This is a genomic window from Burkholderia territorii (assembly GCF_001718335.1).
GTDB classification, from domain to species: Bacteria; Pseudomonadota; Gammaproteobacteria; order Burkholderiales; family Burkholderiaceae; genus Burkholderia; species Burkholderia territorii.
Map to the genome: position 1 here is coordinate 1017829 of NZ_CP013365.1, position 12716 is coordinate 1030544.

Genomic DNA, 12716 nt, shown 5'->3' on the forward strand with positions numbered 1-12716 from the left:
GATCGCAGGCAGCGCCGGAAAGCGTGCGCTGGACCCGCGTGTCATTGCGTTGCCAGCCGGGCGCGGCGCACGGAGCACGCCGCGCCGGGGTCAGCCCGCCTTCGCGAACGCCCAGCAGTCGTTGGTCGGGAATTCGATCCAGTGCTTGCCGGCCGCGCGCGGCACGTGGCCGAACGCGCGCAGGCGCATCTCGCCGCAATGGAACAGGTATTCCCAGCGATCGCCGAGATACATCGACGTGACGAGATCGGCCTGCAGCCGGTTCGCGCCCGGGCCGTCGGCGACCTGCACGCGTTCAAGACGGATCACGGCCTGCGCGTCCTGGCCCGGCGCGAACGTGTCGCGCGCCAGCGCCTGCAGCTCCCAGCCGTCGCCGGCGAGCGTCACGCGTTCGCCGTCGACGGCCGCGACGCGCGCATCGATCCGGTTGTTGCTGCCCATGAATTCGGCCGTGTACAGCGAGCGCGGCGCGCCATACAGCTCGGCGGGCGTGCCTTCCTGCTCGATGCGGCCGTTGCGCAGCAGCAGGATGCGGTCGGACATCGCCATCGCTTCGGTCTGGTCGTGCGTCACGCACAGCGCCGACAGCCCGAGCGACACGATCAGCTCGCGCAGCCACGCACGCGCTTCCTCGCGCAGCTTCGCGTCGAGGTTCGACAGCGGCTCGTCGAGCAGGATCACCGGCGGGTTGTAGACGAGCGCGCGCGCGATCGCGACGCGCTGCTGCTGGCCACCCGACAACTGATGCGGAAAGCGTTCGGCGAGATGGCCGAGGCCGAGCTGGTCGAGCGCGGTCTGCACGCGGCGTTTCTGCTCGGCAGGCGCGACGCGGCGCAGCTTCAGGCCGTAGCCGACGTTGTCCGCGACGGTGCGGTGCGGCCACAGCGCGTAAGACTGGAACACGAGGCCGAGCGAACGCTGTTCGACCGGCAGGTCGACGTGCCGGGCGCCGTCGAAGAACACGCGGTCGTCGAGCTGGATGCGCCCGTCGGACGGCTGTTCGAGGCCGGCCACCGCGCGCAGCAGCGTGGTCTTGCCGCTGCCCGATGCGCCGAGCAGGCACACGACTTCGCCGGCCTTCAGTTCGAACGACACGCCCTTGAGGATCGGGTTCGCGCCGTAGCTGAGATGCAGGTCGTCGACGATGAGCTTATCCATGAAGTTTCACTCCGAAGCGCAGGGCCACGCCGAGACCGGCGCCGACCATCGCGATGTTGATGACAGAGAGCGCGGCCACCTGGTCGACGGCGCCAGTCGCCCACAGCGACACGAGCAGCGCGCCGATCACTTCGGTGCCGGGCGACAGCAGGTAGACGGCGGTCGAGTATTCGCGCTCGAAGATCATGAAGATCAGCAGCCACGCGGCAAGCAGGCCGAAGCGCACGAGCGGCAGCGTCACGTCGAGCGACACGCGGCTGCGCGTCGCGCCGACGCTGCGGCCGGCTTCCTCGAGTTCGGGGCCGACCTGCAGCAGTGCGCTCTGAATGAGCCGCATCCCGTATGCGAGCCACACGACCGTGTACGCGATCCAGATGCTCCACATCGAGTTCTTCAGCTCGCGCAGGCCGGGGACGAACAGGAAGATCCACAGGAAGGCGAGACCGGCGAGCAGGCCGGGCACCGCGCGCGGCAGCAGCACGAGGTAGTCGAGCAGTTTCGTCGCCCAGTCGTGGCGGCGGTGGCCGGCGAATGCGACGAGCGAGTAGAAGCCGATCGCGAGCGCGCCGCCGATCACGCCGATGCCGAGCGTGTTGACGATCGCGCGCACGAGGTTGTCCTGCTCGAACAGCTCGATGAAGTTCGACAGCGTCAGCACTTCGGCGAGCGCGACACCTTCGCCCCAGTTCGTCACGAATGCGCGCAGCACGATGCCGGAAATCGGCACGATCACCGTCAGCGTCAGCCACAGCGCGACGATCGCGAGCGCGACCCAGCGCCAGGCGCCGAGCGGCAGCACCGTCGCGCGGCCGGCCTTGCCCTTCACCGTGACGAAACGGTTCGCGGTCTTCAGCAGGCGGCGCTGCAGCAGCACGAGCGGGAAGGTGATCGCGACGATGCACACCGCAACCGCGGCCATCAGGTGATACGACGGCACGCCGAGCTTGTTGGTCAGCTTGTACAGGTAGGTGGCGAGCACGAGATGGCCTTCCGGATCGCCGAGCACGAGCGGCAGCCCGAACACCTCGAACCCGAGGAAGAACACGAGCACGCCGGCGAACAGCAGCGCGGGCATGGTCATCGGCAGGCTCACGTCGAGCGCGACGCGGAACGGGCGGGCGCCGGTCACGCGCGCGGCTTCCTCGACGTCCGAGCCGAGGTTGCGCAGCGCGGCCGACGAGTACAAGTACACGTGCGGCACGTGCGTGAGGCCGACGATCACCGTGATCGCGAAGATCGAATACACGTTCCAGGGCACGTTCTGCACCCCGAACAGTTCCTTGAACCACACGGAGTAGAAGCCGACCGGGCCGGCCGCGACCACGTAGCCGAATGCAAGCACCATCGGCGACACGAACACGGGCGTGAGCAGCAACGGTTCGAGCCAGCGGCGGCCGGGCAGGTCGGTGCGGACCATCAGGAACGCGAGAATGCCGCCGAGCGGGATCGAGATGAACAGCATCCCGCCGGCGATGATGAACGAGTTCTTCACGGCCGACCAGAAGTCCGGGTCGGTGAAGATGAAGCGGAAGCCTTCGATGCCGAGCGTCTTGTTCGCGTCGAAGAACGGCGCGGACAGCAGGCTCTGGAACAGGATGAAGCCGAGCGGCAGCGCGACCGCGACGGTGAGCACCGCGACGACGATCCAGCGCAGCATGCCGGCGAGCGGCTGCAGGCCGTTGGCCGGCAGCGCGGGAATCGCGCCACCCGGGCCGGTGGTGGGCGGAACGGGCGGCGCCGTTCCGCGTGTGCTGGTTGAAAGCATGAGTTCACCCCTGCGGCCATCCGGATGGCCGCCTCTAGGAAGTCGGTAAGGGGAAGGGCCGCCCGTGCGATGCGCGGCGGGCGGCCCGTGGTCAGCGGCTCAGCGGATCAGCGCTTGATCGCCTGCTGCCACTGCTTCAGGAACGCAAGCCGCTTCGACTGGTCGAGGTAGACGAGCAGCCCGGTGCCGATCTGGATCGGCTTCAGCGAATCGCCGAGCTCCTTCGAGAGGCTCGCGGCCGACGTTTCGCCGGTCACGTCCGCGCGAATTGCGTACAGGTTCGCCTGGTTCGCGATCAGCGTCTGGCCGCGCTGCGACAGCAGGTAGTCGACCCAAAGCTTCGCGGCGTTCGGATTCTTCGCCTTCTTCGAGATCGTGGCCAGGCGGCTCACGACTTGTGTGTAGTCCTTCGGAAACACGTAGCCGATCGACTTGTCCTTCTTCGCCTTCGCGTACGCATACGAGCCGATGATGTTGTAGCCGATCAGGTTCTCGCCGGACGAAATGCGCTCCATCATCGCGCCGGTGCTCGACTGCAGCTTCGGACCGGTCGCGCCGATCGCCTTCACCAGCTCCCACGTGACCTTCTCGTTCACGTGCGCGTCCTGCGTCAGGTAGTTGAAGCCGACGCCCGACTTCTCGATGTCGTAGGTCGTGACCTTGCCCCTGAACTTGTCGGCTTGCGTGGTGAGCAGCTTGATCAGGTCGGCGCGCGTCTTCGGCACCTCGTTCTCGGGAATCAGGCGCTTGTTGTAGACGATCGCGAGCGGCTCGAACGTCGTGCCGTATGCCTGCTTCTGGTATTGCGCCCACTGCGGCACGTGCGCGCTTTCGGGCGAATCGTACGATGCCATCACGCCGTCGTTGACGAGCTTGACCTGCAGGTCCATCGCCGAGCTCCACAGCACGTCGGCACTCGTGCTGCTCGCCGCGTTCTCGCTGATGTAGCGGTTGTACAGCTCGGTGCTGTTCATGTCGTTGTACTCGACCTTCACGCCGTACAGGCTTTCGAAGTCCTTGATCAGCGGGCGCACGAGGCCCGTGTCGGTCGTCGAGTAGACGATCAGCTTGCCTTCCTTCTTCGCGGCGTCGACGACACCTTGGTAGTTACCCGGATATCCGGCCGGAACCTGCGCGACGGCGCCGCCGGCGGCGGTGCCCAGGACGATCGCCAGCGCGGCGGCGAGCTGCTTCGGTGCAAACGGCATGTCTTCCTCCAGTGATGCGTGTGTGTTGTTCGAGTGACGCGGATGTTAATTGCGGGGCACTTTCAGCCTGCTTTCATTTCGGTTCACAATAGCGTCCTTTGTGTCATGGATTTCCCGAGGTCCCCATGCGTGTGCTGCTCGTCGAAGACAACCCGAACCTGGCGCAGTCGCTGAACGACGCGCTGAGCGCCGCGCGTTTCGCGGTCGATCACATGGCGGACGGGGAGGCGGCGGATCACGTGCTGCGCACGCAGGACTACGCGCTGGTGATCCTCGATCTCGGGCTGCCGAAGCTCGACGGGCTCGAGGTGCTGCGCCGGTTGCGCGCGCGGCGCAATCCGGTGCCGGTGCTGATCCTCACCGCGCACGGGTCGGTCGAGGACCGCGTGAAAGGCCTCGATCTCGGCGCCGACGACTATCTCGCGAAGCCGTTCGAGCTGACCGAGCTGGAGGCGCGCGCCCGCGCGCTGATCCGGCGCAGCCTCGGCCACGAGCATTCGCGGGTCGAATGCGGGCCGCTTTCGTATGACAGTATCGACCGCAGCTTCCACCTCGCCGGCGAAGCGCTGCCGCTCACGCCGCGCGAGCGCTCGGTGCTGGAGGTGCTGATCCTGCGCAACGGCCGCGCGATCAACAAGGAGACGCTGTCGGAGAAGATCTTCGGGCTCGACGAGTCGGTCAACGCGGACGCGATCGAGATCTACGTGTACCGGCTGCGCAAGAAACTGGAGAACACCGGCGTCGCGATCGTCACGCTGCGCGGGCTCGGCTATCTGCTCGAAGCGAAGGCGGCCGGATGAACCGGCCTCGCGCTCACTGTCCCCGCACGAGGCCGGAGCATTCGCCAAAGCGCCATTCCGGACCGGCATGCCCGGTGCCCGCCGAGGGCGCGCGTGCCGCGCGTGCGGCGACGCGGCGGGGCGCACGATGATTCGCCGTCCGAACCTGCGCACGCAGGTTGCATTGTGGCTTCTGCTGCCGCTGCTCGGCCTGCTCGCGCTCGACTCGTGGCTCACGTACCAGCGCGCGATGAGCGCCGCGCACGTCGCGTTCGACCGCACGCTTTCGTCGTCGCTGAAGTCGATCCGCGAAGGCGTGCGGCTCAACGACGGTGAAATCGAGGTCGACCTGCCGTATCTCGCGCTCGAGATGTTCGAATCGGGCGACGGCGGCAAGATCTACTACCTGATCCGCGAGGACAACGGCCGCACGATCACCGGCTATCCGGACCTGCCGCTGCCGCCGGGCGACGGCGCGCTGTTCGTCACGCGCTACTACAACGTCGTCTATCGCGGCGAGCAGTTGCGCATGGCCGCGTTACGCGTGCCGGTGCACGACGTGCCGTCCGCGCAGACGCGCATCGTATGGGTGATGGTCGGCGAGACGATCGAGGGGCGCCAGGCGCTCGCGCGCGAAATCCTGGTGGGCTCGCTGTTGCAGGAAGGCCTGCTCGTCGTGCTCGCGCTCGGGATCGTGTGGCTCGGCGTCGGGCGCGGGCTGCGGCCGTTGAACCGGCTGTCCGCGAAGGTCGCCGCGCGCACCGAAGCCGATCCGACGCCGCTCGACACCGGCGGCATGCCGAGCGAGCTTGCGCCGCTCGTCGAGTCGATCAACCAGTACATCGGCCGCACGCAGCAGATGCAGCTCGCGCGCCGGCGCTTCTTCGCGGACGCGGCCCATCAGTTGAAGACACCGCTCGCGGCCGTGCAGGCCGGCGTCGAACTGGCGTTGCGGCCGGACGAGCAGCCGCGCGTGAACGTGCATCTGCGGCGCGTGAACGGCGCGGTGCGGCAGGCCGCGAAGATCGTCCAGCAGCTGTTGTCGCTGTCGCGGCTCGATTCGGACAGCGGCCATGCGGTCGCGCACCAGACGGCCGCGTTGCATCGGTTGGCGCGCAGCGTGACGCTCGACTGGTCGCCGGTGGCGCGGGCGCGCGACATCGATCTCGGCTTCGAGCACGAGGCCGACGTCGACGTACTCGGTCAGCCGGACCTGCTCGGCGAGATGATCGGCAACCTGATCGACAACGCGATCCGTTACTCGGGCGACCGTGCGGTGATCACGGTGCGCGTGTCGCGCGACGGCGAGCATGCGCGGCTCGACGTGATCGACAACGGCCCCGGCATCCCGGAAACCGAGCGCGATGCGGTGTTCGAGCGCTTCCATCGCGGCAGCAAGACGCAGACGGTCGAAGGCACGGGGCTCGGGCTGTCGATCGTGCGGGAGATCGCGCGCGTGCACCACGGCAGCGTGACGCTGGCCGATGCGGCGGGCGGCGGGCTGGTCGTGACGGTCATGCTGCCGGCGGTTCGGTCGGCCCGATAGCAGCGGCGCGGCGATCGATGCGATTGAAGTGAACGGCGGCGGAGGGCGGCGACGGAAACGATACGCGTTGCGTCGCGCCCGCCCATCCGCTCAGTCGCCGAAGCCGATCTCCGCTTCGAGCGCTTGCCCGACCTCGAGCCACGCGCCCGCGCCTTCGACGACGATCGCGTTGATGCCGAACGTCAGCGCGCCGTCGTAGTTCGGATGTGCGCGATAGGTCTGCATCGTGTCGGTCGGCTCGTGCGGCCATTCGGGGTTCGGCGCGCCGGTGACCTGGTCGATGGTCGGCATCGGGCAGCGCGTGCACAGCTTCACGAGGCGCAACCGCACGGGCGTATCGCCTTCAACGTCGAGATGCTCGACGAAATCCTCTTCGTATGCACCGAGATCCGACACGACGATGTTCGGGCGGAAGCGGTTCATCGAAATCGCCGGCGCGCCTTTCGCAACGAGCTTCGCATTCAGGTCGTCGAGCGACGACTGGCCGATCACGAGCAGCGGATAGCCGTCCGCGAACTGCGTGTGCGTGTCGATGTCGCCGGTCCATTTGCGGTTGCAGCCGCGACGCGACTCGGCGCCGAAGCGCGCGAGCTTCAACGGCGTGCCGAGGAACTCGGTCAGCCATGCGGCCGTCTCGGCGCCCGTGTCGATCGCCTCGACGGTGTCGCGCCAGACGGTGGCGGCCATCTTCGGCGTGGCCGCTGTCGCATCGCCGTCGAGCGGCGTGCGGATCTCGCGCATGCCCGGCGCGTTCAGCACGAGCGCATCGTGCTCGAGCGCCGTGCGGATCAGCGCGAGGCGCGGGTGCGTGCGCTGCGTGATCATCATCCCGTCCGGGGTGGTGATCAGCCAGTGGCGGTCGTATGCGAGGCCCGTTTCGAGCAGTTGCGCGCGCGACAGCGCGATGCCGGCACAGGATTTGATCGGATAGACGAAGAGTTCGGAGATGGCTGGCATGACGCTGGCTGATAGGCGGGATGGTCGAACCGCGATTGTGCCAGATCGTGCGCCAGCCGTTTGGACGGTTGCAAGCCATCGCGCCGCACCGCGCCGTGCGGCCGGTCACGCCAGCGGGAAGCCGAGGTCGAAGGTCGTGCGCACGTCGAGCGGCTGGCGCAGCAACCCGGCCTTCAGGTAGAAGTCGGCCGTGCGTTGTTGCGCGGCGATCACCGTCGCGTCGATCGGCTGCCAGCGCGTGTTGCGGCGCTCGAATTGCAGCCTGGCGGCCGCCGGCGGGATGCCGATGATGCGCGCGAGCGCCGCGGAATATGCGTCGACGTGGCGGTACGACCAGGCCTGCGCGCGCACGACGCGTTGCAGGAAATCGCGCAGCACGTCCCGCTTCGATGCGATCGCCGCGTCGGTTGCCGCGACGTAGCTGAGGCCCGACCACAGGCCGCGGCCGTTGACGAGCACGCGTGCGCGGCCGCTCGTTTCGGCGAGCGCGGTATAGGGTTCCCAGGTCGCCCATGCATCGATCGAACCGGTTGCGAGCGCAAGCATCGTGTCGGCCGGCGGCAGGAAGCGGAACGATACGGCGTCGGGCGGCAGGCCCGCGGCGTCGAGCGCCTTCAGCGTGACGAAATGACCGATCGAGCCGCGCGTGGTGCCGATGCGCTTGCCTTTCAGGTCGGCCGCATCCTTCAGCGTCGCGTCGGGCCGCACGAGCACGGCGGTGCCGTACGGGTCGGACCGGTTCGCGCCGATCACCTTGATGCGCGCGCCCGATGCGAGCGCGAAGATCACCGGCGCGTCGCCGATCGGGCCGCAGTCGACGGCCGCCGCGTTCAGTGCTTCGGCCAGCGGCGCGGCGGCCGGGAATTCGGTCCACGTGATGTCGTACGCGAGACCGTTCAGTTCGCCGGCCGCTTCGAGCAGCGCACGCAGCCCGCCTTTCTGGTCGCCGGCACGCAGCAGCGGGCGCGCAGCCGATTGCGCGTGCAAGGCGATCGGCGCGACGGCGAGGGTGGTGGCGAGGGTGCTCGCTTGCGCGAGGAAGTGGCGTCGGGTCGGATTCATCGTGAAGTTCGGTCGATCGGGGAAAACGGTTCAGGGATTCAATGCGGGAGGCCGGCCTGTACGTCGCGCACGGGTTCGGCGTCCACGCGCAGCAGCAGCGCGGTCAGCGGATCGACGCTCGCGGGCGTGGCGGATCGCGGCGTGGTCGCATCCGAGCGGCACAACAGATCGTCGGCCGACCAGCCCGCGCTGCCCGGCAACGCGCGCGCCCGCAGCCAGCCGCGCCGGTCGGCAAGCAGCTGCGTGCCGCCGAACGTCTCGGGCGCCACGCCGGCGATGGTCGCGAACGCTTGCCATGCACCAGGCGTCGACGCGATGCAATTCGCGCGCGCGCCGGATGCCAGGGGTGCGTGCGTATCGTCGGCGGTGACCAGCAGCGTCTGCCAGCGCGGATCCTCGATCGGTGGCGCGCTGCCCGGTGCGAGCGCGACGATGCGCACGCGCTGGCCTTCGCGCCAGCGCTCGAGCGGCTGCGGCGCGGCGCTGCCGCAACGCACGTCGAGTGCCGGCAGCGGAACGGGCACGGGCCACGCACCTTGCGCTTGCGCCCCGCTGCCGGCCGACAGCGCCTTCAGGTAAGCGAGCACCGCCCACGTGTCGGCGGGGCCGAGCGTCGCGCCGAAGCCCGGCATCGACGATGCGCCGCGCGCGTCGCGGGTGCCGTGACGCACACGCCAGTACAGTTCGCCGTCGAGCCGGCGGGCGAGCAGCGTGCCCGCGAAGGTCGGCGGCCAATGCGCGAGGGTCGCGGCGAGCGGCCCTTCGCCACGCCCGTCCGCGCCGTGACATGCCGCGCAATGCCGCGCATACAGGTGCGCGCCGTGCATGACGTTCGCGACGGAAAGCGGCGCGGGATCGCGCTGGAAGCTGGTGGGCACAGCCGGTGCGAGCCACAACGACGCCGGTGGCCACGGTGCGAACCACGCGACGGCCAGCGCGGCGATCGCCGATGCGGCCCGCCACCTGCGCGACACGAGCGCGACGGAGCCGAGCGCCACGGCCAGCGCGCTCGCCGCGCACGCGAACGCAAGCTGTCGCGTGAGCGCCGCATCGATGCGCAGCGTTTCGAGCGCGATCCGGTGCGGCCAGGGCCACGCGGGTTGTCCGTCGGCATCGCCGGTCAGCCCGGCCGCATGCAGCGCCCTGGCGAGCGCGATCTGCGCGCGATACAGCAGTTGCAGGAACAGGAGTGCCCAGTCGGCGAACGGCGGTGCATTCATCGGCGCGGCCTTCGCCGTGCGCGGGCCGTGGTGCGGGCAGCACTCGGCATTTACCAGCTCGCGTCGAGTCCAAGATGCCGCAGCGCTTCGTGACGCAGCTCGGCGAGACGCGGATCGCCGCGATGGCGCGGATACGGCAGGTCGACATGCAATTCCGCGACGATCCGTGCGGGCCGCGGCCCGAACACGATCACGCGCTGCGCGAGAAACAGCGCTTCCTCGACGTCGTGCGTGACGAGCAGCGCGGAGAATCCGTCGCGTTGCCACAGCGCGGTCAACTCGGCCTGCATCGTCAAGCGCGTGAGCGAATCGAGCTTGCCGAGCGGCTCGTCGAGAATCAGCAGGCGCGGATCGTTGACGAGCGCGCGGGCGAGCGCGACGCGCTGCGCCATCCCGCCCGACAGCTGATGCGGAAACACGTTCGCGAATTCCTGCAAGCCGACGCGCGCGAGCGCATCGTCGACGCGATGCTGCGCGGTGCGCGCCACGCCGCGCGCCTCGAGACCGAGCGCGACGTTCGCGCGCACGCGGCGCCACGGGTAGAGCGTCGGATCCTGGAACACGACGATGCGCGACGGGTCGGGCCGTTCGATCGGCACGCCATCCTGCGCGATCGCGCCTTGTCGCGCGGCGTCGAGGCCCGCGACGAGCCGCAGCAGTGTTGATTTCCCGCAGCCGCTCGGGCCGAGCAGCGCGACGAATTCGCCGGCCGCGACCGACAGCGTGACGTCGTCGAGCACCGGCAGCGGGCCGCCAGGGCCGTCGAACGCATGGCTCACGCGACGAATGTCGATGCGCGCGCCGCGCGCCTTCGCGAGATCGGGTATGGCGGGTGCCGCGGAGACGGGCGATTCGACAACGGCGGCGCTTACCATTTGACGGTTCCTTTCTGCCAAGCGAGCGCACGGTCGCGCACCGCGAACAGCAGCGCGATCAGCCCGGAAAACAGCAGCGCCATCACGATCAGCGCCGCATACATGTTCACGTACGATGCCCACCCCTGCGCCCAGCTCAGGTACCAGCCGAGCCCCGACTTGACACCCATCATCTCGGCGACGACCAGCACCGTGAACGACGCGCTCAATCCCATGAAGATGCCGACGAACACGTGCGGCAGCGCGGCCGGAATCGCGACGCGCAACACCAGGAAGCGCGCGTTCGCGCCGAGCGTGCGCGCGACGTCGTAGTACTGCCGGTTCACGCTCGCGACGCCCGACCACGTCAGCACCGCGACCGGAAAGCCGGTCGACAGCGCGATCAGGAACGCGGCGGCCGAATAGCTCGTCGGGAAGAAGTAGAACGTGAGCGGCAGCAGCGCGGTGGCCGGCACCGGGCCGAGCACGCGCAGCACCGGATGCACCCAGTAGCCGATGCGGCGCGACCAGCCGATCGATACGCCCACCGCGAACCCGGCCGCGACGCCGCACGCGAACCCGAGCGAAAGCAGCTTCAGCGTATTGCCGGCGCTGCCGGCGAGGCGCGGCCAGTCGTCGACGTACACCTCGATCAATGCCTGCGGCGGCGCGAAGAACGGCGTCGGCAGCCAGCCGGTTTTCGCCGTGACGATTTCCCATGCGGCAAGCACGAGCGGCAGTGCGACGAGCCACGGGCCGGCCGGGCGCACGCGGGCCAGCCGCACGCGCGAGGCCGGCACGCGGTGGCCGAGCGTCGCGGCGGCCAGCAGCAGCACGGCGATCGCCCACGCGGCGATGCCGAACGTGTCGGTGTACGCCCAGTCGGTGAAACCGACGACGCGGTTCGGCCACACGCGAGTCACCGCGCCGAGCGCGGCCCACGCGAGCGCCGCGACGATGCCGGTCGGCCAGGTACGGGCGCGGCGTGCTTCGGCTGCTGCGGTTGCGTCGCACCCCGCGCATGCGGGACGGGGAGCGGCGGCGACGGCGGAAGTCGCGGCGGCGGATTCGGTCCGTGCCGGTGCGGGGTGCGAAGCGCGTGCGTGCTCGATCGTCGACATCGCGTCACCCCAGCACGTTCGCATAGACCTGCTGCGCGAAGCGCTGCGGGTCGGTGCTCTTCTTCAGCACGCTGATCCGGCGGAAATCGTCCGCGTAGAACGCGATTTCCTGCTGCAGGTCGACGTTGGTCGGGTGGTGCGTATAGGTCAGCGTCGCGTAGAGCTTGCGCAGGTCGTCAGGATTGATCTTCGGCGAATACTTCGCGAACGCCTTCGCGGCTTCGTTCGGATTGTCGTGCGTGAACTCGGTGGCCTGCACGATCGAGCGCGCGAGTGCGGCTGCCGCCGGCCGGTCGTTGCGCACGAGGTCGCCGCGCGCGCCGATCACGCAGCACACCTTGCGCGCGTATTCGCCGGACAGGTTCGTCGCGAGTTCCGTATACGCGCCGTTGCTGCGCTTCTCGAGCAGATAGAGGTTCGGGTCGCCGTCGGCGATCGCCTGGATCTCGCCCTTGTCGACCGCGACGCCGAGCAGGTCGGCCGGATACTGCCGCCAGGTGATGTCGCGTTCGGGATCGATGCCGTTCTTCGCGAGCAGGATCGAGAAGAAGTGCTTGCCCGGTGCCGCGAGATCGCTGACGCCGACCGTCTTGCCCTTGAGCGCCTGCAACGTCGTCACGCCGGCCGACTTCGCGCCGAGCAGCCGCACGCAGCCGCCATGCGAGCTGCCGATGATCTTCACGTCGAAGCCGGCCTCGAGCGGCTTCAGCCAGCGGTGGATCATCCCGACCGCCGCATCGGCCTTGCCGGTCGCGATCGATTCGAGCAACTGGTCGGTCGAGCCGCTGTAGTTGATCAGCTCGACCTTCAGCCCGTTCTTCTCGAAGAAGCCGTTCTCCTGCGCGACGACGATCGGCGTCAGGCAGAACGCATTCTGGTTCCACGCGAACGTGAGCTTCTTCAGCGGCGGCGCGGACCACGCTTTGCGGCCGAGCGTGATCGCCGGCGCGGTCAGCGCGGCGGCGCCGGCCGCGCGCAGCAGCCGGCGGCGCTTGTCGTCAGGGGCGCCGGTCGGCGCGGATGCGGTGGTGTCGGTCATCGTGTGG

General features: G+C 69.0%; 11 protein-coding genes. 2 read left to right on the forward strand and 9 right to left on the reverse strand.

Annotation, left to right across the window (positions count from 1 at the left end):
• Positions 1-90: 90 nt before the first annotated feature.
• The 3 genes from WS51_RS04580 to WS51_RS04590 all read right to left on the reverse strand — a co-directional run bounded on the left by WS51_RS04580 (position 91) and on the right by WS51_RS04590 (position 4131).
• Complete coding sequence (locus tag WS51_RS04580; protein WP_059450179.1) at positions 91-1158, reverse strand: ABC transporter ATP-binding protein; 1068 nt, start codon at positions 1156-1158, stop codon at positions 91-93.
• Positions 1151-2923 carry an ABC transporter permease gene (locus WS51_RS04585; RefSeq protein ID WP_069228670.1) on the reverse strand — a complete coding sequence of 591 codons (1773 nt, stop codon included), beginning with the start codon at positions 2921-2923 and terminating at the stop codon, positions 1151-1153. Before WS51_RS04585 ends, WS51_RS04580 begins: the two co-directional genes overlap by 8 nt.
• A gap of 107 nt (positions 2924-3030) precedes the next feature.
• The gene (locus tag WS51_RS04590) at positions 3031-4131 is read right to left on the reverse strand and encodes an ABC transporter substrate-binding protein (protein WP_069228671.1); all 1101 of its coding nucleotides are present in this window, start codon (positions 4129-4131) and stop codon (positions 3031-3033) included.
• Positions 4132-4256: 125 nt separating this feature from the next.
• On the opposite strand from WS51_RS04590, the gene WS51_RS04595 reads away from it, so the two are divergent.
• Positions 4257-4931: a response regulator gene (locus WS51_RS04595; RefSeq protein ID WP_059450182.1), complete on the forward strand. Its 675-nt coding sequence runs from the start codon at positions 4257-4259 to the stop codon at positions 4929-4931.
• Positions 4932-5061: 130 nt separating this feature from the next.
• Positions 5062-6456, forward strand: coding sequence for a sensor histidine kinase (locus WS51_RS04600; protein WP_069229120.1), 1395 nt, complete (start codon positions 5062-5064; stop codon positions 6454-6456).
• Positions 6457-6546: 90 nt separating this feature from the next.
• On the opposite strand, the gene WS51_RS04605 is transcribed toward WS51_RS04600, so the two are convergent.
• The 6 genes from WS51_RS04605 to WS51_RS04630 form a co-directional block, all read right to left on the reverse strand.
• Positions 6547-7413, reverse strand: coding sequence for an MOSC domain-containing protein (locus WS51_RS04605; protein ID WP_059773539.1), 867 nt, complete (start codon positions 7411-7413; stop codon positions 6547-6549).
• A gap of 105 nt (positions 7414-7518) precedes the next feature.
• Positions 7519-8475, reverse strand: a complete 957-nt coding sequence (locus WS51_RS04610; RefSeq protein ID WP_059541046.1) for an ABC transporter substrate-binding protein — start codon at positions 8473-8475, stop codon at positions 7519-7521.
• A gap of 38 nt (positions 8476-8513) precedes the next feature.
• A complete protein-coding gene (locus WS51_RS04615) occupies positions 8514-9695 on the reverse strand; it encodes a c-type cytochrome (RefSeq protein ID WP_069228672.1) in 1182 nt (393 codons plus the stop codon).
• Between the two features lie 50 nt (positions 9696-9745).
• Positions 9746-10570 carry an ABC transporter ATP-binding protein gene (locus WS51_RS04620; RefSeq protein ID WP_059773546.1) on the reverse strand — a complete coding sequence of 275 codons (825 nt, stop codon included), beginning with the start codon at positions 10568-10570 and terminating at the stop codon, positions 9746-9748.
• Complete coding sequence (locus tag WS51_RS04625; protein ID WP_069229121.1) at positions 10564-11670, reverse strand: ABC transporter permease; 1107 nt, start codon at positions 11668-11670, stop codon at positions 10564-10566. Before WS51_RS04625 ends, WS51_RS04620 begins: the two co-directional genes overlap by 7 nt.
• A 4-nt stretch (positions 11671-11674) precedes the next feature.
• Entirely contained in the window at positions 11675-12709 is a 1035-nt protein-coding gene (locus WS51_RS04630; protein WP_060024578.1) for an ABC transporter substrate-binding protein, read from the reverse strand.
• Positions 12710-12716: the final 7 nt, after the last annotated feature.